Annotated in this window: 26 protein-coding genes; 11 read left to right on the top strand and 15 right to left on the bottom strand. The window is 71.3% G+C overall.

The features are described 5' to 3' along the window. Positions 1-115 precede the first annotated feature (115 nt). From ACLBX9_RS08655 to ACLBX9_RS08625, 7 genes are all read right to left on the bottom strand, one after another. Positions 116-1,009: an ABC transporter permease gene (locus ACLBX9_RS08655; RefSeq protein WP_447718646.1), complete on the bottom strand. Its 894-nt coding sequence runs from the start codon at positions 1,007-1,009 to the stop codon at positions 116-118. Between the two features lies 1 nt (position 1,010). Further along, positions 1,011-1,943: an ABC transporter permease gene (locus ACLBX9_RS08650; RefSeq protein ID WP_010681901.1), complete on the bottom strand. Its 933-nt coding sequence runs from the start codon at positions 1,941-1,943 to the stop codon at positions 1,011-1,013. 73 nt (positions 1,944-2,016) lie between these two features. After that, on the bottom strand, positions 2,017-3,273 hold the full coding sequence (locus ACLBX9_RS08645) for an ABC transporter substrate-binding protein (protein ID WP_010681900.1): 1,257 nt from the start codon (positions 3,271-3,273) through the stop codon (positions 2,017-2,019). 16 nt (positions 3,274-3,289) lie between these two features. Continuing rightward, complete coding sequence (locus ACLBX9_RS08640) at positions 3,290-4,285, bottom strand: ABC transporter ATP-binding protein (protein ID WP_447718645.1); 996 nt, start codon at positions 4,283-4,285, stop codon at positions 3,290-3,292. A 49-nt stretch (positions 4,286-4,334) separates the two neighbouring features. Then, complete coding sequence (hydA, locus tag ACLBX9_RS08635) at positions 4,335-5,762, bottom strand: dihydropyrimidinase (protein ID WP_447718644.1); 1,428 nt, start codon at positions 5,760-5,762, stop codon at positions 4,335-4,337. 204 nt (positions 5,763-5,966) lie between these two features. After that, positions 5,967-7,409, bottom strand: coding sequence for a lipopolysaccharide biosynthesis protein (locus ACLBX9_RS08630; RefSeq protein ID WP_447718643.1), 1,443 nt, complete (start codon positions 7,407-7,409; stop codon positions 5,967-5,969). 100 nt (positions 7,410-7,509) lie between these two features. After that, positions 7,510-8,025, bottom strand: a complete 516-nt coding sequence (locus ACLBX9_RS08625; protein ID WP_010681896.1) for a GNAT family N-acetyltransferase — start codon at positions 8,023-8,025, stop codon at positions 7,510-7,512. Between the two features lie 717 nt (positions 8,026-8,742). On the opposite strand from ACLBX9_RS08625, the gene ACLBX9_RS08620 reads away from it, so the two are divergent. From ACLBX9_RS08620 to ACLBX9_RS08600, 5 genes are all read left to right on the top strand, one after another. Further along, complete coding sequence (locus ACLBX9_RS08620) at positions 8,743-9,909, top strand: type III PLP-dependent enzyme (RefSeq protein ID WP_447718642.1); 1,167 nt, start codon at positions 8,743-8,745, stop codon at positions 9,907-9,909. A gap of 251 nt (positions 9,910-10,160) precedes the next feature. Beyond that, positions 10,161-10,712, top strand: coding sequence for a GNAT family N-acetyltransferase (locus ACLBX9_RS08615; RefSeq protein WP_447718641.1), 552 nt, complete (start codon positions 10,161-10,163; stop codon positions 10,710-10,712). A 197-nt stretch (positions 10,713-10,909) separates the two neighbouring features. Then, on the top strand, positions 10,910-11,923 hold the full coding sequence (dgcN, locus tag ACLBX9_RS08610; protein ID WP_447718640.1) for an N-acetyltransferase DgcN: 1,014 nt from the start codon (positions 10,910-10,912) through the stop codon (positions 11,921-11,923). Between the two features lies 1 nt (position 11,924). Continuing rightward, the gene (gene dgcA / locus ACLBX9_RS08605; RefSeq protein WP_447718639.1) at positions 11,925-12,908 is read left to right on the top strand and encodes an N-acetyl-D-Glu racemase DgcA; all 984 of its coding nucleotides are present in this window, start codon (positions 11,925-11,927) and stop codon (positions 12,906-12,908) included. A 182-nt stretch (positions 12,909-13,090) separates the two neighbouring features. Then, positions 13,091-14,140 carry a ketopantoate reductase family protein gene (locus ACLBX9_RS08600; RefSeq protein WP_447718638.1) on the top strand — a complete coding sequence of 350 codons (1,050 nt, stop codon included), beginning with the start codon at positions 13,091-13,093 and terminating at the stop codon, positions 14,138-14,140. Between the two features lie 348 nt (positions 14,141-14,488). Here ACLBX9_RS08600 and ACLBX9_RS08595 read toward each other — a convergent pair whose 3' ends face one another. Continuing rightward, a complete protein-coding gene (locus ACLBX9_RS08595; RefSeq protein ID WP_010681890.1) occupies positions 14,489-14,827 on the bottom strand; it encodes a DUF1491 family protein in 339 nt (112 codons plus the stop codon). 303 nt (positions 14,828-15,130) lie between these two features. Here ACLBX9_RS08595 and ACLBX9_RS08590 point away from each other — a divergent pair, with 303 nt between their 5' ends. Next, a complete protein-coding gene (locus ACLBX9_RS08590) occupies positions 15,131-15,421 on the top strand; it encodes a hypothetical protein (protein ID WP_010681889.1) in 291 nt (96 codons plus the stop codon). Positions 15,422-15,802: 381 nt separating this feature from the next. Here ACLBX9_RS08590 and ACLBX9_RS08585 read toward each other — a convergent pair whose 3' ends face one another. Both ACLBX9_RS08585 and ACLBX9_RS08580 read right to left on the bottom strand, forming a co-directional pair. Next, the gene (locus tag ACLBX9_RS08585) at positions 15,803-16,516 is read right to left on the bottom strand and encodes a peptidoglycan-binding protein (RefSeq protein ID WP_447718637.1); all 714 of its coding nucleotides are present in this window, start codon (positions 16,514-16,516) and stop codon (positions 15,803-15,805) included. A 26-nt stretch (positions 16,517-16,542) separates the two neighbouring features. Further along, positions 16,543-18,435 (bottom strand): PAS domain-containing sensor histidine kinase, encoded by a 1,893-nt coding sequence (locus tag ACLBX9_RS08580; RefSeq protein ID WP_447718636.1) that lies wholly within the window; start codon positions 18,433-18,435, stop codon positions 16,543-16,545. 250 nt (positions 18,436-18,685) lie between these two features. On the opposite strand from ACLBX9_RS08580, the gene ACLBX9_RS08575 reads away from it, so the two are divergent. Further along, on the top strand, positions 18,686-19,000 hold the full coding sequence (locus ACLBX9_RS08575; RefSeq protein ID WP_447718635.1) for a hypothetical protein: 315 nt from the start codon (positions 18,686-18,688) through the stop codon (positions 18,998-19,000). A 7-nt stretch (positions 19,001-19,007) separates the two neighbouring features. Here the strand turns inward: ACLBX9_RS08575 and ACLBX9_RS08570 are convergent, their stop codons facing one another. The 4 genes from ACLBX9_RS08570 to ACLBX9_RS08555 all read right to left on the bottom strand — a co-directional run bounded on the left by ACLBX9_RS08570 (position 19,008) and on the right by ACLBX9_RS08555 (position 21,994). Then, positions 19,008-20,138 carry a DUF2336 domain-containing protein gene (locus tag ACLBX9_RS08570; protein WP_447718634.1) on the bottom strand — a complete coding sequence of 377 codons (1,131 nt, stop codon included), beginning with the start codon at positions 20,136-20,138 and terminating at the stop codon, positions 19,008-19,010. A 367-nt stretch (positions 20,139-20,505) separates the two neighbouring features. Beyond that, entirely contained in the window at positions 20,506-20,862 is a 357-nt protein-coding gene (locus ACLBX9_RS08565; RefSeq protein WP_010681884.1) for a hypothetical protein, read from the bottom strand. A gap of 84 nt (positions 20,863-20,946) precedes the next feature. After that, positions 20,947-21,408 carry a GNAT family N-acetyltransferase gene (locus ACLBX9_RS08560; protein ID WP_010681883.1) on the bottom strand — a complete coding sequence of 154 codons (462 nt, stop codon included), beginning with the start codon at positions 21,406-21,408 and terminating at the stop codon, positions 20,947-20,949. 58 nt (positions 21,409-21,466) lie between these two features. Next, on the bottom strand, positions 21,467-21,994 hold the full coding sequence (locus ACLBX9_RS08555) for a hypothetical protein (protein ID WP_447718633.1): 528 nt from the start codon (positions 21,992-21,994) through the stop codon (positions 21,467-21,469). A gap of 225 nt (positions 21,995-22,219) precedes the next feature. On the opposite strand from ACLBX9_RS08555, the gene ACLBX9_RS08550 reads away from it, so the two are divergent. Beyond that, positions 22,220-22,417, top strand: coding sequence for a hypothetical protein (locus ACLBX9_RS08550; RefSeq protein ID WP_447718632.1), 198 nt, complete (start codon positions 22,220-22,222; stop codon positions 22,415-22,417). A 61-nt stretch (positions 22,418-22,478) separates the two neighbouring features. On the opposite strand, the gene ACLBX9_RS08545 is transcribed toward ACLBX9_RS08550, so the two are convergent. Then, positions 22,479-22,994 (bottom strand): MucR family transcriptional regulator, encoded by a 516-nt coding sequence (locus ACLBX9_RS08545; protein ID WP_010681880.1) that lies wholly within the window; start codon positions 22,992-22,994, stop codon positions 22,479-22,481. Between the two features lie 468 nt (positions 22,995-23,462). On the opposite strand from ACLBX9_RS08545, the gene ACLBX9_RS08540 reads away from it, so the two are divergent. The 3 genes from ACLBX9_RS08540 (at position 23,463) to ACLBX9_RS08530 (ending at position 26,004) form a co-directional block, all read left to right on the top strand. Continuing rightward, the gene (locus ACLBX9_RS08540; protein ID WP_010681879.1) at positions 23,463-23,876 is read left to right on the top strand and encodes a PaaI family thioesterase; all 414 of its coding nucleotides are present in this window, start codon (positions 23,463-23,465) and stop codon (positions 23,874-23,876) included. A gap of 80 nt (positions 23,877-23,956) precedes the next feature. Then, positions 23,957-24,889: an oxygen-dependent coproporphyrinogen oxidase gene (gene hemF, locus ACLBX9_RS08535; RefSeq protein ID WP_447718631.1), complete on the top strand. Its 933-nt coding sequence runs from the start codon at positions 23,957-23,959 to the stop codon at positions 24,887-24,889. Next, positions 24,886-26,004, top strand: a complete 1,119-nt coding sequence (locus ACLBX9_RS08530) for an ATP-dependent DNA helicase (protein ID WP_447718630.1) — start codon at positions 24,886-24,888, stop codon at positions 26,002-26,004. The genes hemF and ACLBX9_RS08530 overlap by 4 nt, the downstream gene beginning before the upstream one ends. Positions 26,005-26,172 lie beyond the last annotated feature (168 nt).

Genomic DNA, 26,172 nt, shown 5'->3' with positions numbered 1-26,172 from the left:
TGTCTCGGGGGCGCGCCGTGCGCATACACGGACGGGGGCGGGTTGGCAATGCGGCGTCACCCGGGAGCCTCGCAGCGGGCTCACTCCGCGTCCGGCCCGTCGACGCGTGGGCGTGCTACGGTCGCAACGTCGCCAGCGCCCGCCGCGCCCGTCGCTTCTGCAGCCACAGGGTCAGGCCCAGCGCCGTCCCGATCACCAGCGCCGAGACCGCCGTGGTCACCGTGCCGAGGGCGTAGATCGCCGGCGTCGTCACCGTGGTCGTCAGGCCCTGCAACTCCAGCGGCAGGGTGTTGCGGCCGCCGATCGCCTGGCTGGTGCGGGCCAGTTCGTCGAACGACAGGGTGAAGCCGAACAGCGCCACGCCCACGAGCGCCGGGGCGAGGATCGGCACCACCACGTGGCGCAGCGTCTGCGCGCCGGTGGCGCCGAGGTCGCGGGCGGCCTCCTCGTAGGCCGGGTCGAACCGGTTGAACACCGCGAACAGGATCAGCAGGCCGAAGGGCAGCGTCCACGTGAGATGCGCCCCGAGCGCCGAGCTGTAGAGGCCCATCAGGGTGCCGTGGTCCTGCAGGAAGCCCCAGCCGGTGGCGGCGGCGAGCGCCTTGAGCGCGTCGTCGAGGAGCCGGAATTCCAGCCCGATGCCGAGCGAGACCACGATCGAGGGGACGATCAGGCTCGACACCACCAGGGCGAAGACGAGGCCGGATCCCCAGAACCCTTTCCGGAAGGCGAGGCCGGCGAAGAACGCGATCCCGACGGTGAGCGCCATGACGACGAGTCCGAGCGCCAGGGAACGCCGGAACGCCGCCCAGATGTCGACCACGCCAACCCCCTCCCACAGCTTGGCGAACCAGTGGGTCGAGATCCCGTTCATCGGGAAGGTCAGGCCGCCGGAGGGCCCCTGGAAGCTGAGCGCCAGGATCGTCAGCGTCGGCCCGTAGAGGAACAGGACGTAGAGGATGAAGACGCCGGCCAGCAGATAGAAGGTGAGGCCGCGGGGCCGGTCCATCCTACAACTCCCGCCGGAGGTCGATCATGCGGGTCAGCCCCAGGATCATCAGCAGCACGGCGGCCAGCAGCACCATGGCGTTGGCGGCGGCGGCGGGGAACTGCAGGTAGGCCATCTGCACCTGGATCACCTTGCCGACGCTGGCGATCTGCTGGCCGCCCATGACGCCGACCGTGACGAAGTCGCCCATCACGAGCGTGACCACGAAGATCGATCCGATGGCGATGCCGGGCTTGGCCAGCGGAAGCACCACGTTCCAGAGGATCTGCGCGCCGGACGCGCCGCAATCCCGCGCCGCCTCGATCAGGCGGCGGTCGATGCGCGCTAGGCTGTTGAAGATCGGTACGATCATGAACACCGTGTCGAGATGCACGAAGGCCAGTACCACCGCGAAGTCGGAGTAGAGCAGGCCCTCGATCGGTTCGCGGATCAGCCCGAGTCCGCGGAGCGTATCGTTGACGAGGCCGTTGCGGCCGAGCAGCGGGATCCACGAGATCATGCGGATCACGTTCGAGGTCCAGAACGGGATCGTGCAGAGCAGGAACAGCCCCATCCGCACCGTGCCCGAGCGGACGTGGAAGGCCAGGAAATACGCGATGGCGAAACCGAGCGGCAGGGTGATCGCCAGCGTCAGGGCGACGAACTTCACCGTCGAGAGATAGGTGCGGACCGTCGTGCAGAGGTCGGCCGACAGGCAGCCGTCGAACAGGTCGGCGTAGTTCTGCAGGGTCAGCGCCGGGATGATCTCGTACTCGTTGTACTCCCAGAGCGAGACGATCCCGGTGAGCACCAGCGGCACCACCAGGAAGACGAGGAAGACGAGGGTGAGCGGCGCGGCCTGGAGATAGGCGAGAGCGCGGCGGGGGCGACGGGGTGATGCGGCCGGAGCGGCTGTTTCCGTGGCGGGCGTGACAGGCAAGGCGAGGTCGGTCATCGGATTCGCCCGACGCGTGCCGACGCATCCCTCCCCCCGCAGCGGGAGGGAGGGGGGGCGGCGCGCAGCCCGCTCACGCGGCGATGAACTCGTTCCACTTGCGCACCATGTAGGTGTTCTCGTCCATCACGGCGTTCCAGCAGGCGACCGCGCCCATGCGCTTCTCGAAGGAGCCGCCGTCGCGGGTGGCGCCGGCCTTCTCGATCAGCGTGCCGTCGGGACCCAGGATGTCCTTCTCGGCCGGCTTGCCCTCCATCCAGAAGGCCCACTCGTAGGGCTGCATGTTCTCCTTGGCGGTCTCCAGCACCGCCGAGTAGTAGCCCTGCCGGTTGAGGTAGGCGCCGGCCCAGCCGGACAGGAACCAGTTGACGAAGTCGTAGGCCGCGTCGAGCTTCCGGCCGCTCAGGGTCTTCGGGACGCCGAAGCCCTGGGCCCAGGCGCGGTAGCCCTCCTTCAGCGGCTGGTACACGCACGGCACCCCCTGCGCCCGGACCTTGGTGACGGCGGGCGACCACATCGACTGGATCACCGTCTCGCCCGAGGCCATCAGGTTCACGGATTCGTTGAAGTCCTGCCAGAAGGCCCGGAACTGGCCGGCGCGCTTGGCCTCGATCAGCACCTTGATGGTGCGGTCGATCTCGGGCTTGGTCATGTTGCCCTTGTCGCCGTAGGTGTAGTCGCCGGTCGCCTCCACCACCATCGCTGCGTCCATGATGCCGATCGACGGGATGTTGAGGATCGAGGCCTTGCCCTTGAAGGCGGGATCGAGAAGATCCTTCCAGCTCTCCACCGGCCGCTTGATCAGGTCGGGCCGGATGCCGAGCGTGTCGGCGTTGTAGGTGGTGGGGATCAGCGTCAGCCACTCGGTCGGTGCGGACGCGAAGGTCCTGGCGTTCTGGCCTTCGAGGTAGAACACCTTGCGGGGCGCGGTGCCCTGGTCGCCGATCTTCCTCCCGGCCACCTCACCCTTGGTGAACACGCCGGTGATCCTGTCGGCGAGCTTGATCCGCCTAGCGTCGAGGCCCGCGAGGTTGCCCGACGGGATGATCTTCTTCAGGCTGAAATACTCGGTGTCGATGAGGTCGAAGGAGTTCGGCTGCGTGACCGCGCGCTTGGTCACCTCGTCGGTCACCACCGGCATGTATTCGAGAGTGATGCCGAGATCCTCCTTCACCTTCCTGGCGATGTCGGACGACTGGCTCACCGCGGTGCCGAGATAGCGCAGGGTCACGGGCTCGGCGGCGTGCACCGCCGGGAAGCCGGTCACCGGCGTGGCGGCCAAGGCCGCGACGCCCTTCAGGAGCGTGCGCCGGCTCGGGGAAAGGTCCATCGTCGTCTCCGTACGGTTACGCGTCGAGGCGGTGGGCGGCGGCCGCGTCCCAGCCGACCGGAATCGTGTCGCCCGGCCGGAGCGGGCTTGCGGCGAAGTCCGCATCGCTGAGGATCACCGTGAGGGCGGCGGGGCTCTCGGGCGGGCGCTCCAGCCCGTCGGCGTCGAGGCCGACATGGACGTTCGTGCCCTGGTACTCCACCGCCACCACTCGGGCCGGCAGCGCGGCCGGGCCGGCCTCGGCGCCGAGCCGCATCCGGTCGGCGCGCACCGCGACGAGCCCGTCGGGAAGCCGGATCACGTTGTGGCCGCCGATGAACCGCGCCACGAAGGCGGTGGCGGGCCGCTCGAACACGGTGCGCGGGTCGGCGGCCTGCTCGATCCGGCCGGCATTCATCACCACCACGAGGTCGGAGAGCGCCATCGCCTCCTCCTGGCTGTGGGTGACGTGGATGAAGGTGAGTCCCAGCTCGGTCTGGATCCGCTTCAGCTCCACCCGCATCCGCACCCGCAGGAACGGGTCGAGGGCGGAGAGCGGCTCGTCGAGCAGCAGCACCTTCGGGCCGGTGACGAGGGCGCGGGCGAGCGCCACGCGCTGCTGCTGGCCGCCCGAGAGCTGGGCCGGCAGACGGTTGGCGAGGTGGCCCATCTGCACGAGGTCGAGCATGGCCATCGCCTTCGCCCGGCGCTCCGCGGTGCCGATCCCGCGCATCTTGAGGCTGAAGGCGACGTTGTCGCGCGCGTCGAGGTGCGGGAACAGCGCGTAGCTCTGGAACATCATGGCGGTGCCGCGCGCGGCCGGGGCCGCGTCGCCCACCGCCTTCGGGCCGATCACCACGTCGCCGGCGGTCGCGCGCTCGTGGCCGCCGATCATCCGCAGCGTCGTGGTCTTGCCGCAGCCGGAGGGGCCGAGCAGGCAGCAATAGGCCCCGGACGGCACCTTCAGGTCGATGCCGTCGACCGCGGTGGCCGCGCCGTAGCGCTTGGTCAGGCCGATCAGCTCGACGTCCATGCGGTGCTCCCCCCGGAGATTGCAGGCAAGCGGCGGGCCAGCGCGACCGTCAGGCGTCCCGCCGCTCGGCCGGATCGACCGCCCGGTCGAGAACCCGCCCGCGGCCCGGCTCGGAGAGCACCCGGCCGTCCTCGGCGATCACCTGCCCGCCCGCGATGGTCACCACCGGCCAGCCGGTCACCGAAAACCCCTCCCAGGGCGTGTAGTCGGAGCCGTGGTGCAGGTTCGCCTGGCGTATGGTCTCGCGCCGGTTCGGATCCCAGAGGGTCAGGTCCGCGTCGAAGCCCGGGGCGATCGAGCCTTTCCGCGGATAGAGCCCGTAGAGCTTGGCGTGGTTCGTGGCGGTGAGCGCGGCGAACTGGTTGAGGCTGATCCGCCCCTTCGAGACCCCTTCGGAAAAAAACACCGGCAGCCGTGTCTCGATGCCGGGGATGCCGTTCGGGATCCAGCGGAAGGAGGTTCTGCCGCGCGGGTTCAGCTTGCCCTGCGGGTCGTCGTAGCGGAACGGGCAATGGTCGGAGGAGACCACGTCGAAGATCCCGCGCCGGATCCCCGACCACACCGCCTCCTGGCTCTCGACGTCCCGCGTCGGCGGCGAGCAGACGTACTTGGCCCCCGCCATGCGATCATCTTGGCCGAGCCCCTTCATGTCCTCGGCCGTCAGGGTCAGGTATTGCGGGCAGGTCTCGGCCCGGATCTTCAGGCCCCGCGCTTGCGCCCAGGCGATCTGCTCGGTCGCCTCGCGGCCCGAGACGTGGACAATCACGATCGGCAGGTCGATCAGCTCGGCGTGGCTGATCGCCCGGTGGGCCGCCTCCCGCTCGACCACCTCGGGCCGCGACAGAGCGTGGCCGTAGGGCGCCGTCTCGCCGGCCCGCTCCAGCCGGTCGCTGAGGTAGCGGATCGCGTCGTAGCCCTCGGCATGGACCATGACCCGGGCGCCCTGCCGCCGGGCGACGTGGAACACGTCGAGGAGCTGGCGGTCGTTCAGCACGAGGTCGTCATAGGTCATGAAGACCTTGAACGAGGTGTAGCCGTCGGCCACCAGGGCCGGCAGCTCCTGGCCGAGCACCGCCTCGCTCGGGTCCGAGATGATCATGTGGATCGCCACGTCCACGTGGCACTGGCCCTCGGCCCTGGCCCGGTAGGCCTCGACGGCCCCGCGCAGCGAGGCGCCCCGGGGCTGGACCGCGAAGGGCATCACGCAGGTGTTGCCCCCCGCCGCTGCCGCCCGGGTGGCGCTGGCGAAGTCGTCGGCCATGACGATGCCGGGACCGGATTCCTGGGCGATGTGGACGTGGCTGTCGATGCCGCCCGGCAGGACCAGCAGGCCGGAGGCGTCGATCACCCGGGCGGCGTCGGCGATGCCCTCGGCCACCGCCACGATCCGCCCGCCGCGCACGCCGATATCGGCCCGCACCGTGTCGCCGGCCGTGACCACCGTGCCGCCGCGGATGGCCAAGTCGAAATCGGGCATGCCGTCCATTCCTCCGCGCCGTCGGGCGCGCCGGGCCCATGCATCGTCCGCGCCGATTCGGACGGCGCGGATGGTAGGAAGAAGGTCATAGCCCGTCGCCGCGGTCCAGCCGGTTCCGGCCACGGGCGTGCAGAGCCCAATCCCGTCCCGGATTCGGGGCGCCGGTGAATGCGGCCCTGAACCGCGCGGGCCTGTCGTCGCGGCCTACTCCGCCACCACGGCTCGCCCCGGGCGCAGGCGCGCCAGCACCTGCCGGCGCAGGCCCGCAATGTCGAAGAGCCAGACCAACGCCCCGTAGAGCGCCATCCCGGCCGGGACCAGCACCGCCAGGGCCGTCACGGGCGGCAGGTGGCGGAAGGGCGCGAGCACCAGACCCATCGCCGCGCAGGCCAGCGCCGCGACGCCGATCTCGGTCCAGGGGAGCTGGAGCCGCTCCGCGCCCGTCAGCGCGCGCCAGCCGAGCCAGAGGGCGGCGGCGGCGAGCCCGACGGTCTGCGCCAGCGCGACCCCGATCCCGCCCGCCTGATCGGGCAGGACCAGGAGGCCCGCGCCGTTGACCGTGAGCCCGACCAGGGCAGCCGCGACGACCGGAAAGGTCCGGCGGCGGATCTGGAAGACCGGGTTGAGGGCGTAGAACATCATCGACAGGCAGAACAGGCCGGGCATCAGCGCGACGCTGTAGGTCTCGAACGGCCCGCGATAGGCTTCGGGAACCACCAACCCCTGGAGTGCCGGCAGTACGGCCCAGAACCCCACCGCGCAGGGCGCCAGCAGGGCGAAGACCGTGCCGGCATTCTCCGCAACCTGCGCCTCGGCCGCCACCCGGCCGTGCTGCTCCTCGGCCTGGACGGCGAGCTGGAACAGCAGCAGGTCGAGGGCGGTGCCGAGCGTCATGAAGGACCGCGCGGTGACGTCGGCGGCCAGCGCGAAGTAGCCGGCCTCCGCGAAGCCGGCCTGGCCCGCGATGGCACCCCGGTTCACGAAGGCGAGACACTGGTAGGCGGTGTTGGCGGCGATGAGCGGCAGGCCGTAGCGGGCGAAGACCCCCCAGGTCGCCGTCAGGCGCGGCCGCTCGAACGCCGTGCGGGGATCGCGCAGGGGGTGGCGCAGCAGGACCACCGCCAGGAGCTGGCTCACGCCCGCCGCCGCCAGCACCCAGGCCGGCTGGGGCAGCCACCACGCGGCCGCCGCCATCAGGGCGAAGGACAGGACGTTCTTCACCGCCACGAGGCCGAGATAGAGCTTGCCGTCGAACCGCGCCCGGGCGAGCGCCGCGTGGTAGTCGAACACGCCGATGCCGAGCGCCGCGAGGCCGGTGCCGCACAGAACCGCCTCGCGCCCGTCCGCGCCGCCCGCGAAGCCGAAGGCCCCGCACAGGGCGGCGGCGCCGAGCAGGAGAAGGCCGATGCGCAGGTAGGCCCGGTCGAGCCCGTGGCGGATCCACGGCTCGTCGACGCGGACGCGGCCGGAGTAGAACCGCGTCGCCGAGAGGCGCAGCCACTCGAACAGCACCGTGTTCAGCACGATGGCGCCGGTCGTCGCCAGGGCGAAGCGGCCGAAATCCGCCGGGCCCAGCAGCTTGGCGATCAGCAGGCCGAGGACGAAGTTGAGCCCCGCATTGAGGACGAAGGCGGCGATCACGGCCATGGACGGCGTCTCACGAGCGGCGGGGACGGCCCACCGTTTCCACGCGCGGTAGCGCGGGAGCGGTAAGACTCCCCTAACCGGGCGAGATCGGGGCGGACTCCTACAACCCGCGCAACCCGCGCTCGTAGCGCCAGGCCTCCATCCCGTCCTCGTAGTAATCAGGCCACACGGCGAAACGGGTATAGCCCCTTCGCTCGTAGAGGCGGATGCCGGCGCCGTTATCGGCGCGGACCTCCAGCCTCAGGCGCTCGCAACCATGGGCGCGGGCCTGCGCCTCGGACGCGTCGAGGAGCTTGCCGCCGAGCCCCAGGCCGCCGCGATTCGGCGCCACCGCGATCGAGGCAAGGCGGGCGATCCGGCTCTTGCGCCGCCGCTCCAGCACGGCCGCGCCGACGAGGATCGGCGTCGGATCCACGTCCGGCGGATCGATCAGGGCCGCAAGCACGTCCATGGTGGGGGACAGGATCGCGTGGCGGATCGCCCGGCGCTCGGCCCGGTCGGTGGCGAAGGCGGCGTGCTCCAGGGCGACCAAGGCGTCGAGATCGGCGAGCGTGGCGGCGCGGATGGCCGGCTCGGGGAGGTCGGCGCCGACCGGATTGCGCAGGGGGGCGCTCACGCCCGTGCCGTCGCGGTGGATCTGATCGGCCCGCCCATCGCTCGCTCGCCTGCGTACTCCGCCCCTCCGGTCAGATGCCCGCTTCCGCCGCGCTTGGGAAGCCCACGCAGGGGCCCGGGCGCGGCCCGGTTGCGTCGTTTTTGCAACGGGCCCGATACGGTGTGGATTTCGGGCGAAAAAGCGGGTGTTCCGGCGGGTCTTCCCCTTGCCGCGCGGGCCCCGCCTCCGTATATGCCGCGTGCCCAATTTCGCACGTGCCTGTGGCCGCGTGTCGGTTGGTGGGCATCCGGTCAACTGCCGGACAGCCGCCAGGGGTCTTAAAGGATCGATGGTCGCAAGGGTGGATCCCTACGGCCGGCATCCAGGTGGCGACACCGGACCCCGACAACAACCGGCAGCCGGAGGCGAAACCGGCGAACCCCGCTCTCCACGGGGGACGCAGCTTAAAGCAACGACGAACGGGCTTTTTTGGTCTCGTCGGCCCTCCACAGGCCGGCACCGAAGAGGCTTGTTTCTCTTTGCCCGGCGTGCGGTGGGGGTCCTCCCTTCCAATCCACGGCAGCTTCCGGGTGCTCTGCGCCCGCTTGGCTTCACGCGTCTCCAAAGCGCGTGGGTCCACGCGACGCATCGCCCCCTGACGCCGACGGCCCGTTGGGTCGTCATCTTCGACAGCGCGCCCCACGCAGGGCGCACGCGAACCCGTGCCGGGAGACGACCATGACCGACCGCATCCGTGACTTCCTGCGCGTGCGCCGCGACCTCGGCCAGGACGAGGGACCCGTGATGGTCCTCGACCTCGACGTCGTGCGCGACAACTACACCGCCTTCGCGCGCTCCCTGCCGGACACAAGGGTGTTCTACGCCGTGAAGGCGAACCCGGCCCCCGAGGTGCTGCGGCTGCTCGCCGAGATGGGCTCCTGCTTCGACACCGCCTCGGTGGCCGAGATGGAGATGGTGCTGGCCGCCGGCGCCACCGCCGACCGGATCTCCTTCGGCAACACCATCAAGAAGGAGCGCTGCATCGGCCGCGCCCTGAAGCTCGGCATCCGCCTGTTCGCGGTCGACTGCCAGGCCGAGGTCGAGAAGATCGCCCGCGCCGCCGAGGCGCTCGCCGTGCCGGCCGGCGAGGTGCGGGTGTTCTGCCGCATCCTGTGCGACGGCGCGGGCGCCGACTGGCCGCTGTCCCGCAAGTTCGGCTGCGTGCCCGAGATGGCCGCGGACGTGCTGGAGCACGCCCACCGCCAGGGGCTGGAGGCCTATGGCATCTCGTTCCATGTCGGCTCGCAGCAGGGCAACACCGAGGCCTGGGACGGAGCGCTCGGCTCCGCGGCGGCGATCTTCCGCGAGTGCGCGGAGCGCGGCATCGGCCTGTCGATGGTCAATCTCGGCGGCGGCTTCCCGACCAAGTACCTCAAGGCGGTGCCGGGCGTGGAGAGCTACGGCGAGGCGATCTTCCGGGGCCTGACCAAGCATTTCGGCAACCAGATCCCCGAGACGATCATCGAGCCGGGCCGCGGCATGGTCGGCAACGCCGGCCTGATCGAGGCCGAGGTCGTGCTCGTGTCGAAGAAGTCCGCCGAGGCCGACGAGGTCCGATGGGTCTACCTCGACATCGGCAAGTTCGGCGGCCTGGCCGAGACCATGGACGAGGCGATCCGCTACCCGATCCGCACCGCGCGGGACGGGGAGGCGACCGAGCCCTGCGTCATCGCCGGCCCGACCTGCGACTCGGTGGACGTGCTCTACGAGCGGCAGCTCTACCCGCTGCCGGTCTCGCTCTCGATCGGCGACAAGGTGCTGATCGAGGGCGCGGGCGCCTACACCACCACCTACGCGGCGGTGGCCTTCAACGGCTTCCCGCCTCTTCAGCAGATCGTCATCTGATTCCTTCTAGGATCAAGACGGGTTCCGGTTGAGGGACGGAGCCTCCTCCGTCCTTGCGAGCGGAGCGAAGCAATCCAGTGGCACCACGCCGATTGAGTTCGCGCCGCCCTGGGTCACTTCGCTTCCCTCGTGATGACAGGGAGGGCGACCCAGCCGGACGCTGACTTCCACCACCGCGTCGACCGAGGGCCCCCGGCTCTCGGTCACGAGACATCGCTTCTCCCGCTTGCCGGCCCGGGGAGGGCACAGCCATGATCGAGATCCGCGCGGAGTACCTGCACGACGTCCCGTCGCGCGAGCGCCTGCTCGACGCGTGCTTCCCCGGCAACCGGCGCGCCAAGACCTCGGAGCGCCTGCGCGAGGGCCGTCTGCCGGCCCGCGGCCTCGCCTTCGCGGCGACCCGGGCCGGGCGTCTCGTCGGCACTCTGCGGCTGTGGCATGTCGAGACCGGCGACGCCTGCCCGGCGCTGCTGCTCGGCCCGCTCGCGGTCGACCCGGCGATCCAGCGGCAGGGGCTCGGCTCGGTGATGATGCAGGCGGCCCTCGGCCGGGCCGAATCGCTCGGCCACGGCGCCGTGCTGCTGGTCGGCGACGCGTCCTACTACGCCCGCTTCGGCTTCGACCGGGCGCTCGCCGAGGGTCTGACCCTGCCGGGTCCGTTCGAGCGCGCGCGCTTCCTCGGTCTGGAGCTGCGGGCGGGCGCGCTCGCGGGCGCCGACGGGCTGGTCCGGGCGACCGGCGTGCTGTCGCCGATCGAGGCGGTGGCCAACGAGGCGCAGGTCGCGCGACGACGCGCCGCCTGAGCGGGGACGGCACGCGCCGCAGGGGTGAGAGCGGTTTTCCCCACCGCCACCTCAGGATGAGGGGGGGAGGGTTGGAAGTCCGCCGGCTGGGCGCAGCGACCGGCATCCGCCCTCCTGGCCGGCGTCGTGCATTGCGTCCGCCGCCCGCGATCCCGCATAGACGGTCCGCCGGCCTCCCGGAGAAGGTTGCTCGACCGATGCAGATCGCCACGCCCTACCTGATGTTCCTGGGCGACGTGCCCGACACGCTGGCGGCCAAGACCGCCTACGGGATCAAGGACTGGCGCCCCGAATGGTGCGTCGGCCAGATGCGCCTGCCGGGCTGCGCGGCCGATCTCGGCATCCCCGACATGACCCTTCCCGAGGCCCTCGCGAAGGGCTGCCGGACCCTTGTGATCGGCGTCGTCAATGCCGGCGGCATCCTGCCGGACCATTGGATCACGGAGATCGTCGCGGCGATCGAGGCGGGGCTCGACGTGGCGAGCGGCCTGCACGTGAAGCTCGGCGCGGTCCCCGCCATCGCGGAGGCCGCCGAACGGCGCGGCCGCCAGCTCCACGACGTCCGCCACACCGACGAGCGCTTTCCCACCGGCAAGGGCACCAAGCGGGCGGGGCGGCGCCTGCTCACCGTCGGCACCGACTGCTCGGTGGGCAAGAAGTACACCGTGCTGGCCCTGGAGCGCGGCATGCGCGAGCGCGGCCTCGACGCCGATTTCTGCGCCACCGGTCAGACCGGCGTGTTCATCTCCGGCCGGGGCGTCGCCATCGACGCCGTGGTGGCCGACTTCATCTCCGGCGCCGTCGAGACGATCTCGCCCGAGGCCGCCCCGAACCACTGGGACCTGATCGAGGGCCAGGGCTCGCTCTACCACCCGTCCTTCGCGGGCGTGAGCCTCGGCCTGCTGCACGGCGCCCAGGCCGACGCCTTCGTGGTCTGCCACGAGCCGACCCGCACCACCATGCGCGGCGTGAAGCACCCGCTGCCGACCATCCAGCAGGTCATCGACCTCACCGTGCAGCTCGGCAGCCTGACCAATCCGGGGATTAAGCCGGTGGGCATCGCGGTGAACACCCAGGCGCTCGCCGAGGGCGAAGCCCGGGCGCTCCTCGATACGCTGACGGCCGAGCACGGCCTGCCCGCCACCGACCCGGTGCGCTTCGGCGTCGACGGGCTGGTCGACCGGATCGTCGCCGACTTCCCGGAGGCCTGACATGGCCCGTCGCCTGACCCTCGCCGTCGAGCGCTTCCCGATCGCGGGCGCCTTCACGATCTCCCGCGGCAGCCGGACCGAGATCGCCGTCGTGGTGGCGACGATCGCGGACGGCGACACGGTCGGGCGCGGCGAGTGCGTGCCCTATCCGCGCTACGGCGAGAGCGTCGAGAGCGTCAGCGCCCTGATCGAGGGCCAGGCGGAGGCGGTCGCGGCCGGGATCGGGCGCGACGCGCTGATGACCGGCATGAAGGCCGGGGCGGCGCGCAACGCCCTGGACTGCGCGCTGTTCGACCTCGAGGCGAAGCTTCAAAGCCGCCCCGCCTGGGAGATCGCCGGCCTGCCGGCGCCGCGTCCGGCGATCACCGCCTACACGCTGAGCCTCGGCACGCCGGAGAGCATGGCGGAGGCCGCCCGCAAGGCCGCCCACCGGCCGCTGCTCAAGGTCAAGCTCGGCGGGGACGGGGATCCGGAGCGGATCGCCGCCGTGCGAGCCGGCGCGCCCGAGTCCCAGCTGATCGTCGACGCCAACGAGGCGTGGCGTCCGGAGAACGTGGAGGCCAATCTCGAAGCCTGCCTGAAGGCCGGCGTCGCGCTGATCGAGCAGCCCCTGCCGGCCGATGCCGACGCCCTGCTGGCCGAGATCTCCCACCCCGTGCCGGTCTGCGCCGATGAGAGCCTGCACGACCGCGCCGGCCTCGACGCGCTCGCCGGGCGCTACGACGCGATCAACATCAAGCTCGACAAGACCGGTGGCCTGACCGAGGCGGTGCTCCTCGCCCGCGAGGCGCGGGCGCGGGGGCTGTCGATCATGGTCGGCTGCATGCTCGGCACCTCGCTCGGCATGGCGCCGGCGGCGTTGCTGGCGAACGACGCGGAGTTCGTCGATCTCGACGGGCCGCTGCTGCTCGCCCGCGACCGCGATCCGCCGCTCCGCTACGAGGGGAGCCTGATGTACCCGCCCGCGCCGGAACTGTGGGGTTAGGAAACGCCCCGCCTGTCACTGGCGGGGCCTCACAACCCATTTGGGATTAGGTATACCAGAAGGCTTGCGTTCCGCCCGCCCGGCTGCCATCCATCGGCAGTGCGATTGGGGCCTCGCGTAGACGCGCTGTACCCAGCAGCCAGACAACACAACAGCAGTCTTCAATGCTGGGGAGGACCGACGTGGCCAAGAATATCCTGATCCTGGGAGCCTCCTACGGCTCGCTCCTGGGCACCAAGCTCCTGATGGCCGGTCACAACGTGACCCTGGTCTGCCGCCGGAAGACCGCCGACCTGATCAACCGCGAGGGCACCGAGGTCCGCATCAAGCTCCGCGACGAGAAGGAGCACCGGGCGATCCACTCGCGCGACCTGCCCGGCAAGGTGGACGCCATGCCGCCGGAGGACGTCGACGTGTCGCGCTACGACCTCGTCGGCCTCGCCATGCAGGAGCCGCAGTACAACAACCACACGATCCGCGTCCTGATGATCAAGATCGCGGCGGCCAAGCTGCCCTGCCTGTCGATCATGAACATGCCGCCGCTGCCCTACCTCAAGCGGATCCCGGCGCTGGCCGCCATGGACCTCGAGGACGCCTACACCAATGCCGGCGTCTGGGACCGGTTCGAGCCGGGGCTGGTGTCGCTCTGCTCCCCCGACCCGCAGGCGTTCCGGCCGCCGGAGGAGGAGGCGAACGTCCTCCATGTCGGCCTGCCGACGAACTTCAAGGCCGCGACCTTCGCGGACGAGGCCCATAACCGGCTGCTCCGGGAGCTGGAGGCCGACATCGACGCCGTGCGCCTCGACGGGCACGACGTGCCGGTGAAGCTGAAGGTGTTCGACTCGCTGTTCGTGCCGCTGGCCAAGTGGTCGATGCTGCTGACCGGCAACTACCGCTGCATCACCCCGGGCGAGCCCCAATCGATCCACGACGCCGTGCACGGCGACCTGACGCGCTCGCGGGCGATCTACGACCACGTCGACGGGATCGCCCGGAAGCTCGGCGCCGATCCCGCCGACCAGGTGCCGTTCGAGAAATACGCCAAGGCCGCCGAGAGCCTGCTCAAGCCGTCCTCGGCGGCGCGCGCCGTGGCGAACGGCGCCCCCTACATCGAGCGCGTGGACCTGCTGGTGAAGCTGATCTCCCACCAGCTCGGCGAGCCGAACCCCGAGATCGACCGCACGGTCGAGACCGTCGACCGGAAGCTCGACGAGCGCATCATCGAGGGCTGACGGGCTCCGTCGCCTTCATCTGCGTCGTCAGCACGAGCGCGGTGAGCCAGGGCGGCGCGACATCTGCGGACGCGGCTGAATTGCTTCGCCGCGCTCGCAAGGACGGTCGGCGCGCGCCGGAGCCGCTCCCGACCGCGTTGGGTTACCCGCCGATCCCACCCATCTCCTTCATCCTGAGGTGCCGGAGCGTCAGCGCAGGCCTCGAAGGAGCCCTCCAGGGATCGCGCGGCTGGCTGGAGGGCTCCTTCAAGGCCCGCTGCGCGGGCACCTCTGGATGAGGGGGTTGAATTGGTCGGCCGTTCCCTGAGGGGGCGTCCAATTCATTTCCCGACGGGGCGCGGCGCTCGATCACTCCGCCAGATCCAAACAATGTCGCCCCTGGCGGTCGTCGATCTCGACGATCCAGAGATCGGAATCGAACCGGATCTCCTTAGTCAGGCGCTCCTCCACGTCGAGGGGGCTGCCGCCGATGAGGATCGCCGCGAAGCGGCGGTCGCCGCTCTCCTCGGCCTCGAACAGGGCCTGCGGCGCCGGCCCGTAGAGGTCGGCGCTGCCGTCGAGGCGATCGACCTTCACGAAGATCGCGCCCGCCTCCGCGGCGCCGCGCCGGCGCAGCACGGCCGGGATGCCGGCGACATCGAGGCGCCGGAGATGGGCCGAAACCCAGAAATCGGAGCGCAGGCGCATGCGTCTGTAGTCCTGTGAGCCTCTCTTCGGCGCCGTCCGCGCCGTCCGATGCGGCGGTCGACGGTTCCTGAACGGCGCACCCTCCGCCATGCGCGAAAGCGCCGGCTCGAGCAACAGCCGCCGCGTGACCGGGCGCCGCAACGGTTCGGCGCACAGAATATTCCTTCAAAAAATCCAGTATTTTTCGGGATTGAAAAAAGATCTTATCGATGTGTGATGACGCACATCTACAGTATTATTTGATGATTAACTGAGCAACGGGCGCCTGAATTCGCATGTCACGATGATTTATGGAGCATTCCGATGCGGAGAATGATCTCGCTTGCCACGCTGATCGTCGCCGGCCTGTGCGGTGTTGCGCCGGCGGCCCACGCCCGTTCGGAAACACTGATGGATTTGCTGGGCCACCGCGACTCCGCCTACTGTCCGCGCTACCAGCAGACGCCGCGCGATCCGTGCAACATCGTGGTGCATCGGCCGGGCGGTAATCCCACGCAGGACATGACCGGCTCGATCGGCCACGCGAAGTCCTTTCAGGCCAATGGCGGCCCGCGCTGCAAGACGATCTGCCGCTTCACCGGCACGCAATACTGAGCCGACGTGCGTTGGCAGGCCACATGGTGCACGACATCCGAGTGCTCAGGTTGGTCTGTCTTGCCTCTGAGCCGACGATGCGCTGGTCCTTCAACCCGCGCACCGTCATCCCGGGGCCGCGCAGCGGAGCCCGGGATCCAGAGCCGCCGATGCGCCAAGCCTTGCACCGACAGCGGTTCTGGATTCCGGACTCGCCTGCGGCGCCCCGAAATGACTGAGCGGGCGCGGGCGGCTCACTCCAGCAAACGGTACGCACGTCTGGTCCCGTGAAGGTGGCGGCGCTGTCGCGGGCCTTGGGCAGACCAACGCTTCGTTCGCTCAAGCCCTCAGTCGGCCGCAGCTTTCCGTCGCCAGACCGCCGGCCACCTCTGCGAATCCCGCCTAGCCCTGACCGGCCTTGGCCGCCAGAGCGCGCAGGGTCCGGCCCGTGGCCTCTCCGGTGACCGGCATCTTGGCGCTGCGCTCGAACTTCTCGATCGCCGCGCGGGTGCCCGGGCCCATCGCGCCGTCGGGCTTGATCGCATAGCCGAGCTTCGCCAGGGCCTTCTGCGCCCGCAGGACCGCATCCCCGTTCGTCTCGGCCTTGGCCGGGGCGACCTCCTTCGCGGCTGGCTTGGCCGCCCGGGCCTGGGAGGCCTTCGGGGTCACCGACGCGGTGGTCTCCTCGGAGCGGATCAGATCGCCGATCGCGTCCCGGGGCACCGGCTTGGCCGCCGCCGTCCGTTCGGGCTCCGGGCGTGCCGTCTCCCGAGGCGTCTCCTTCGACGACTCCCTGGTCACATCCCGGACAGGTTCGCGCACCGGGGGCGCCGCATCCCGCGCCCCGGGGACCTTCTGGGCGAGCTTGGGCAGGATCGGCGCCGGGTGGCGTCCAGCCTGGTAGCCGAGGGCGTTGACGCAGATGAAGCCGGCCGCGCCGAGGCCCACGAGGCTGCCGAGCACCAGGCCCGGGCTGGTCCGGCAGGTGGTGCCCGTCGCCTTCAGCGCGCCGATCAGGACGGCGCGCCAGTCGCCCGAGACGGCGGCCCGGCGGGGCGCCGGGCGGCGCGTCCGGGCGGCTTCGCCCGGTACGGTGATCTCGCGGTAGCCTGACATCCTATCTCCTTCCGGGGATCTGGGGCTCAGCCGGTGCGGCGCAGGCTCGGGCCGGCGGGGGGCGCGGCGAGGCCGGGCTCCGCGTCGAACAGGCCGAGCGGCAAGCGCACCACCCGGCGCGGCGCCGCGGCACCCCGCACGGCCGTGCGGATCGGGGCGGGGCCCGGCACGGTGGCGGCCGGGGGCTGGCAGACGAGGGGCAGGGTGACGGTCACCACGGTGCCGCCCTGCGGGGCGCTCTCAATCAGCAGGGCGCCGCCGTGCAGGCCGACGAGGCCCTGCACCACCGAGAGGCCGAGGCCGGTCCCCTCGTGCGGGCGCTTGTAGCCGCCGCCGCCTGCCTGGAAGAACGGCGTGCCGAGCTTGGGCAGGTCCTCCGCGCCGATGCCGAGGCCGGTATCGGCGACGACGATGTCGAGGCTGTCGGCGCCGCGGCGCAGGGACAGGTCGACCCGGCCGCCCCGCGGGGTGAACTTCACCGCGTTCGAGATGAGGTTGATCAGCACCTGCCGGCAGGCACTCGGATCGGCGGTGATCTCGACCGGGCCCGACGCAACGGCGCTGAGGACGACGCCGGCGGCCTCCGCCTTCAGGCGCATCAGGTCGCAGCAGGACCGGACGAGATCCGCGATGTCGAAGGCCTCGGGGGCGCAGTCGAAGGTGCCGCTCTGGATCCGGCTCATGTCGAGCAGCGTGTTGACGACGCCGAGCAGGTGGTGGCCGGAGGCGCCGATGATCCCGGCATAGTCCCGCGCCTGGTCGGGGCCGAGGCTGACCGAGCCTTCGCCCGCCAGCACCTCGGAGAAGCCGATGATCGCGTTGAGCGGCGTGCGCAACTCGTGGGTGACGTTGGCCAGGAACCGGCCCTTGATGGCGTCGGCCCGCTCCGCCTCGGCGCGGGCGCGCTCCAGTTCCTCGGCGTGGCGGTGGTGCTCGGTCATGTCGCGGGTCACCGCCACGACCGCCCGGGCGTCGTGCGGGCCGTGGTCGATCCGGTGGGCGCGCATCTCCGCGTGGATCAGGCGTGCGCCGTCGGCCCGGCCGGCCTCGGGCTCGACATGCAGGCGCAGGGGCAGGGTGGCGGGACGTCCGCTGGCCGCGACGTCGCTCACCGCCTTGAGGAAGGCCGGCCGGTCGGCGACGTGGACCCGCTCCAGGAGCCCGTGGCCGCGCAGCCGCGCCGGGTCGCTGCCGACGAGGCGCACCGCCGAGACCGAGGCCTCCAGCACGCGCCCGTTCCGGTCGTGCCAGGTCACGAGGTCGTCGATCGCCGAGAGCAGCAGCCGGTCGCGGGCCTCGTTGTCGCGCAGCCGCTCGCGCCACGCGCCTTCGTTGCGCCTGTGCTCCAGCGCCTGGGCGGCGACGTGGCCGATGGCGGTGATCGCGAAGGCCGGCAGCGCGAAGGCGGCCGAGATATCCATCACCGGCAGGGCGCCGGCCCAGGCGCCGAGGCCCATCACGGCCAGCACGCCGAGGACCGCCATCACGGAGGCCGCGATGGTGGCGCGCAGCGAGCCGGAGACCAGCGCCTCCAGGGGGATCGCCACCAGCCAGACGGCGGCCGGGGAGGCGGCGCCGCCGGTGACGCCCGCCAGCGCCACGACGATCCCGGTCAGCCCCGCCGAGGAAACCGCATGGGCGAGCCAGAGGGATCCAGTGCGGGCGAGCAGGACGGCGGCGAGGACCGGGAGCAGCAGGCTCGCGATCGCCAGAACCTCGATGCCGGACGGCACCCCGCGCCAGAGCAGGTAGGGCGGCAGCCCGACCATCATCACCGCGCCCGTGGCCAGGCGCGAGACCAGGAAGCGCTGGTGGCGCGCGCGGGCGGCGGCATCGTCGGCCACGGACTCGTGGACCAGCCCCGCGAGACGGTCGTCGATCAGGGAAGTCAGGACTTTTTTAATGGTCAAGGTTGGCACGCGCCGCGAGTATGCGTTTCCGCATCCGTCGCGCCTCCGGTTCGACTTCGAACGACTTCCGGACGGTCGCAGAGCCGGCTTAAACGAGTGTTGCGGGACTTGTCCGAATGATCGGGATGCTTTCGGAGAGGTAACCAGAGCGTCCGGCCGAGCTTCGTTCACCATGGCGCGCGAAAGCCCCGGCTGGTTGAGGCCCGGTTCACGAAACCCGTCGAATGCTCGTGCCCGACCTGAGCGGAGGAACCGTCCGATGACCGTCCTGCTGCGCGCCGCGCTGGTGATCGGCGTGCTCTCGTACTTCGCGCTGATGCGCACCGGGGCGGATCCGTCCGCCGAGGCCCGCAGGCTCGCCGGATCCCTGCCGGGCGCCCAAGGTACGCTTCAGGCGGCGCTGCCGGCGGCCCTCGATGCGGTTCCCGCCGAGACCCGCGACCGCGCAGTGCGCGCCGTGCTGGCCCGAGGCCTGATGGCGGAGCTGAGCCGCCGCGCCGCCGAGCCGCAGTCGACCGACACCCTCGAAGAGGCCGACCGGCAGCCCGCGTGGCGCGGCGTCGAGCCGCGCTGACCGTCCCTCAGGCCGTCTCGCCGCCGACGGCCACGCGCGCGCGCAGCGGCAGGGGCGGGCGCTGCGCGGCCATGCGCTCGCCGCCCTGGCGCAGCTTGGCCTCCGGACCGTGCAGCGGCTGATGCGCCTCGCTCCGCCCGCGCTCGGGGAGGGGGCGGTCGAGGATCGCGCCGATCAGGTCGCGGGCGGCCGGCCGGCTCACCGTGCGGAACAGGCGGACGAGGTCGGCCACGCGCTCGGCCGAGCGCGCCACGCCCTGGTTGAGGGTGAGGAAGATGTAGACCGCCTCCTCCTCGTGCAGGCCGGCCGCGCGCAGGCCGAGGGTCAGAAGGTCGTAGCGGGCCCCCGCGTCGGCGACCACGGTGAGGAAGTCGCGCGGCACGCCGAGCCCGTCCGCCAGGGCGGCCACGAAGGCGGGAACGTCGCGGGCGGCGGACAGGGCCGTGAGGGTCTCGCCGAGGCCGCGGGGCGGGGGCGGGCAGGGGCGCAGGGCGGCCGTCGCCTCGACGGTCCGGCCGATCACCGTCCGGCGCATTGGATCGGCGTGCAGGTAGAGGGGCGCGAGGTCGGCGGCCGAGACGTCGGGGCGGACCAGCAGCAGCCGGGCGAGGCCGGCCGCGCCGCGGCCGCGGCCGATCAGGCGGGCGAGCGCCGCGCCCCGCAGGGTGATGCCGAGATTGGCGGCCAGGGCCTCATCGATCTCGGGGCGCCCCTCGCGGGAGAGTTCGTCCACGGATTCGCGGCTCAGCCCGGCCCGGGCGGCGATGCGGCCGGCGATGTCGGAGCCGTCGGCCAGCGCGGCTTCGATGAGGCGCTGGCTCAGGGCGGGAGCACGTTCCACGATTGCGTCGCGGGCGGCCCCGCCCCGGAGAGCGAGCGCCTCAAGGACTGCCGGCGGCGTCTCGGGGAAGGCCGCGAGCTTCCCGGCGACCACGCGGGCGGTCTCCTCGTCCACCGTGGGGATCAGCCCGCAGGCGAGGGACTCGAAGATCTCGACCGCGGTCCGGTCCCGGTTCGGCGCCCGCACGAACAGGTCGGTCTGCACCCGGAGGATCACGGGCTTCAGATCGAGATTCTCGATGCGGGACAGTTCGAGGAGCCCGGACAGGTCCGGCGGAGCATCGACGGATGGGGGCATGGGGGATCGGGGTACGCGGACTGCAGTAAGCCTACGCTAACCGCATCGACGTGAATCGACCTTTAAACCGCCCTCCGCGGCGGCGTGCCGTCCTGCATCACTGTTCGGCGGCGCGCATCACCCGGGGGCCAGCCCTCGCTTTGCGTGTGGAGCGAAGCAACCAGGGACCGCGCGACATCGGCGTTGAGACGCGGCTGGACTGCTTCGCTTCGCTCGCAGGGACGAGGCGCGGCCTCGACCGCCGGACGCGCTCAAGCAGCCGGCGTCGGCGACCGGCCCTTCCGCTTGTCGCCGTAAGCCCGTCGGCACCGGCGATGCGCCGATGGTCTGTGCTGTTTCGGGGATGCCGTCTGCGTGAACCTCAGCCTCACCGCGTCAGCCACAGCGCGAGGCCGAGGCCGACGGCCGCCAGGATGATGAAGCCGGCATAGAGCGGCAGCACCCAGGGCTGCCGCTGGTGCACGTAGCCGGCCGCGGCCTTCTCGGAGGGCGCCCGCTCGTTCTGACGCGCGAGCCGAACCTCCTGCGGGGTCGGCGGCGTTCCCCCGGCCTCCTCGCAGGTGCCGAGCGGCGCGGCCCCGATATCCAAGTGCGGGGTCTTGTCGGCGGTGCGGCCGCTGTCGATGTCGGCCTTGAGCTGGGCCGAAGTCGGCGCCTCGGAATCCGGCGGTGGATCGACCTGCAGGTTCGCGGGCGGCGGCGGTGTCTCGGATCGCAGTGTCATCGGCAGGGCTCCGGCGTCACCCATTCAACGTCGGACGGGCGCTGTCGGCTGCGTCCGGGTTGTCGCGGACGGATGTCGCGGATCTCAGCTCTCGCCGGATCCGCGCTTCAGCAGCGGACGCGCCTGCATCCGGCCCTCCTCGAGGAAGCCCGCGGCGGCGCAGAAAGCGCGCAGGTCCGCCTGATCCGGTTCGACGCTGAGGAGCAGCCGGTCGCAGCCGGCCTGCCGCGCCGCCCGTCCGGCCGCCTTCAGCAGCACCCGGCCGATGCCCCGCCGCCGGGACTCGCCCGCGACCACGAGGGTCGTGATCAGTCCGAAAGCCCGCGCCGCGCCGAGGGTGACGACGGGCGCGAGCGCCACGAGGCCGCTCGGCGGTCCCCATTCGACGGCGACGAGGGCGGTCCCGCCGTGGCGCTGAAGCGCCTCGATCCGGGCCGCGAGCTCCGACGCGCCGACCGCGGCGCCCGCCTCGCCCAGAAGGCCCGCGAGTCCCGCAGCGTCCGGTCCCGCGGCGGCGCGGATCTCCAGCCCGTAGCGATTGCCCAACGCTCACTCCCGATGACGGTCTCGGCCGGTCAACGCGGCTCGCGACGGTCGGTCGCGCTCAGACCCGGCGCCAGCCCGGCTGCGCGGGATCGACCAGCCGGTAGTTGACCGGGGCCATCCCGCAGATCGCGATCACGGCCGGCTCGGCCCCATCGCGGACCACCCCGTCATAGTGCGGCGTCCCGGCGACTCGGCGCACGAAGCTGCCGGCCTTCACCGGAACGCAGGCCGCAGGGTCGAAATCCGCGCCGCTGTTGCACCACCACGTGCCGGTCAGGACCATGCAGAATCGGTCGGTGGTGTAGGTGTGAGGCGCGCTCATGTAGCCCGGCCACCAGCGGATGAGGGTGTAGTAGAGGCCGGTGCCGTTGATATCGCCGGTGAGCGCGCAGCGGTCGACGCTGCGCTCGGGATAGCCCCTGGACGCCACCCAGGGCAGGTCCTCGGGGGCGCGGATGATGGTCTGCTCCGGGTTGAGGGGACTGGCCCGGGATGCCTCCGCCCAGAGGAGCGGGAGAGTTCCGAGGAGCGAGGCCGCGAGCAGGTCGCGGCGGCTCGCGGCCGCGCTGGGTTCCGTGTCCGACATCGTGTGCGTTCCGTCCCGTGGGCCGGCGGTCGAGCGTTCCCGGGCCGGCCATCCCGTCGTCCCACTCTTCGGTCCCGGGCTGAAGGCCGGGGCCTTGCCGGCCGGAAGCGTGTGTCACGGGTGTGTCTGGGACTGGCCTCCACCGCCGGGAACGGGCCGGCGCGCCGCGCTTTGGTCGCCCAGCCGCGCGGTCGGCCAAGCGAGGCAGCATCCAGGAGGGGCAGCATGGTGGGCAGGGCGCCGGATCAGAACCCAGGCGGGCACGACGGCGACGGGCCGTCGGAGGCCGCGCTGCCCGACACGTCGGGCGGGACGGCCGACGGTCGAGCGCCTCGCGAGGACGCCGCGACGGCCGAACGCGAGCGGGCCGAGACGGAGATCGCCGCCGGGGACATCGCCGACGACCTCGCGGACTTCGCCTGAGGGGTGGGCGCACGCGTTGTGCGCCACCCCGGTTCAACGCGCCGGATCGGGGCGCGTCCGATCAGGCGGTCTCTTTCGCCTTGCGGGGACGGCTCGCGCGCTTCGGCTTCTCGGCGGGCACCTCCTCGACGGGCTCCGGGGCCGGCGCGGCCGCACTGGCCGACTTCCGGCGCTGCTGGCCGAGGCCGAGGCTGCGGGCCAGCTCCGAGCGCTGCGCGGAGTAGCTCGCGGCCGTCGACGGATAGTCACGCGGCAATCCGAAGCGCTCGCGATACTGCTCGATCGTCAGGCCGTTGCGCGAGAGATGGCGCTTCAGCGTCTTGTAGGGCTTGCCGTCGATGAAGGAGATCAGCGCGTCCGGAGTCACCGACTTGCGGATCTGAGCCGGCGTCGGCTTGTCGGCGGCCTCGGTCACGGTGGCGGCGGGCGCCGAGAGCTTCGCCAGGGCCGCATGGACGCCGGCGAGCAGGCCGGGCAGCTCGCTGATCGGCACGGAATTGTTTGAGACATACGCCGAGACGATGTCCGACGCCTGCTCGATAAAGGTCTGCTGCTGTTCAGGAGTGTTGTCGTCCATCGATGATTCCCTCTATCCGGCGGTGGTGACACGGTTCTATCGTCTTTGCAGCAAAATCAAGTCGTCGTCGAGGATTTCCCTGCACAATGTCGCCGTCGTGAACACGCATATTATTCAAGCGGCCGGTGGAGCTGAAATCGTTGGCTGAGAAACCGGGTTGCCGCGACGGGCACTTGCACGAGCTCGCGTCTGAAGCCGCCTCGCGCGTACGGCTTCCGGGGGCGACAAGCCGGCCGCTTCGTCTGCAAAGATCCGTTTCCCATCTGACAAGACGCGCAAAGTCTCGTGCCGGAGCTTGCCCGCCGATCTTGCGAGGTGCCGTTCCCGCTTCCGACCTGCGCGAGGCGTGTCGCGGCGGTGCGCGAACGGGTATTGGGAAGAATAGGGTCTTAGAGAGAAAGGGTCTTGGGAAGACCCGGCCGGCCGGGTCATAACTGTCCCGGCGGGGCGTGAAGCGGGACGAGCGGCGTGGACCATCAGACCGAGCCGGGCACCATCTTCGGGGCTCATATTCCCTTCGTGACCTTCTGCGGGATCGAGGCGATCGACGTGCGCGCGGGCCGCACGCACCTGCGCCTCGCCCTGCGGCCGGAACACGCCAACAACCTCGGCATCGCCCATGGCGGGGTGATCTGCACCCTGCTCGACGTTGCCCTGGGCACGGCCGCCCGCCTCAACGCCGGCCGGCCCGTGGTGACCCTCGACATGCAGACCCGGTTCCTCAGCCCCGGCCGCGGTGTCCTGCTGGCGGAGGGCCGCGTCACTCGGGCCGGGCGCTCGGTGATCTTCTGCGAGGCCGAGATCCGCGATGCGGCCGGCGCGCTGGTGGCGAGCGCCACCGGCCTGCTCAAGCCGGTGGCCGAACGGCCCACGGCAGCCTGAACAGCGGCTCGACAGGGTGTGCGCTCGCGTCCGGGCAGACCGAATTGACGTGGGCCCGGCGCGGTGGGAAAGCCTCTGCCATGACGATGCCGGATGACGCGCGCGCAGCCCTGTCTGCGCCCCCCTCAGAGCCCGATGTCACGGCCCTGAAATCCGAGGCTGCGGCGTGGTTCGAGACGCTGCGCGACCGCATCGTCGCGGCGCTGGAGGCTATCGAGGCGGAGGCCGAGGGCCCGTTCCACCCGGATGCGCCGGCGGCCGCCGGAACCTTCGAGAAGACCCCGTGGAACCGCACCGACCACACCGGCCGCCCGGGCGGCGGCGGCGTCATGGCGATGCTGAAGGGCCGGGTCTTCGAGAAGGCCGGCGTCCACATCTCGACGGTGCACGGCGAGTTCGCCCCGGAGTTCCGCGCGCAGATGCCCGGTGCGGCCGACGATCCACGCTTCTTCGCCACCGGCATCTCGCTGATCGCCCATCCCTGGAATCCGCACGTGCCGACCGTGCACATGAACACGCGGTTCGTGGTGACGACCCGGGCGTGGTTCGGCGGCGGCGCCGATCTCACGCCGGTCCTGGAGCGGCGCCGCACGCAGGACGATCCGGACAGCCGCCACTTCCACGCCTGCCTGGAGCGCGCCTGCACGGAGCACGGCATCGACCATGCCCGCTACAAGGCGTGGTGCGACGAGTATTTCCATCTCAAGCACCGGAACGAGCCCCGCGGGATCGGCGGGATCTTTTACGATTACCTCTGGAGCGGTGACCCGCAGGCCGACCTCGCCTTCACCCGTGACGTGGGCCGGGCATTCCTGGAGGCCTATCCGAAGATCGTCCGCGACAATCTCGGCACGGCCTGGACCGAGTCCGACCGCACCGAGCAGCAGGTGCGGCGCGGGCGCTACGTCGAGTTCAACCTGCTCTACGACCGGGGTACGATCTTCGGGCTCAGGACCGGCGGCAACGTGGCGTCGATCCTGTCGTCGTTGCCGCCCATCGTGCGCTGGCCGTGAGCGCCGGGCTGCCGGCAGCCTACGCCCCCCAACAGGACGCGGCGCTGAAGGCGATCGCCGCGTGGCGGCAGGAGGGCGGGTCGCAGGTGTTCCGGCTGTTCGGCTATGCCGGCACCGGCAAGACCACGCTCGCCCGCCGGATCGCCGAGGACGTCGACGGCACGGTGGTGTACGGGGCGTTCACCGGCAAGGCGGCCTCGGTGATGCGCCAGAAGGGCTGCCACGACGCCGCGACGATCCACTCGCTGATCTACCGCACCAAGGAGGCCGACGAGGGCGGCCCGACCTTCACGCTGAACCGCTCCGGCCCGGCCGCCAAGGCGGATCTGATCATCATCGACGAGTGCTCGATGGTCGATTCCGACCTCGGCAACGACCTCCTGTCGTTCGAGCGGCCGGTGCTGGTCCTGGGCGACCCGGCGCAGTTGCCGCCGGTGCGCGGCGGGGGCTTCTTCACCGAGGCCGAGCCCGACGTGATGCTCACCGAGGTGCACCGGCAGGCCAAGGACGACCCGATCGTCCGCATGGCGATGACGATCCGCGAGGGCGGCCGGCTGGATCTCGGCGTCTACGGCCAGAGCCGGGTGGTCTCGCGCCGGGCGCTGGACCCGGCCGAGGTGCTCGAATGCGACCAAGTGCTCGTCGGCCTCAACAAGACGCGTCGCCTCTACAACGCCCGGCTGCGGGAACTCGCCGGCCACACCGATCCGATGCCGGCGGTGGGCGAGAAGCTGGTCTGCCTCCGGAACGACCGGGTTAAGGGCCTGCTCAACGGCTCCACGTGGACGGTCCACGCCCTGCGGGCGCCGCCGCGGCCGGACCTGATCCGCCTCGACGTGGTGCCGGAGGACGATCCGGCCCTGCGCCGGAAGCCCACCGACATCAAGGTGCTGCGCGCCATGATCATCGGCACGGACGAGGAGATCCCGTTGATCCTGCGCCGGGAGACCGACGAGTTCACCTACGGCTACGCGCTGACGGTGCACAAGGCGCAGGGCTCGCAATGGGACCGTGTGACGCTCTTCGACGAGTCCTACGCGTTCCGCGAGCACCGTGCCCGCTGGCTCTACACGGGCCTGACGCGCGCCGCCCAGGCGATCACCGTTGTGGTCTGACCCATCGGGGCGCGCGACATCGCTTGTGAAGCTCGACCCCGCATGCCAGGCACCGCCGGTCTCATCGAGGCACCTCGCGGAGAGGTGGCAGAGCGGTTGAATGCACCGCACTCGAAATGCGATTTCGGCCATCCTGCCACCTCCCGTCCGATCCGATAACGTACTGCC

Source organism: Methylobacterium sp. A49B (genome assembly GCF_053346215.1).
This window is presented reverse-complemented; position numbering and strand designations above follow the sequence as displayed.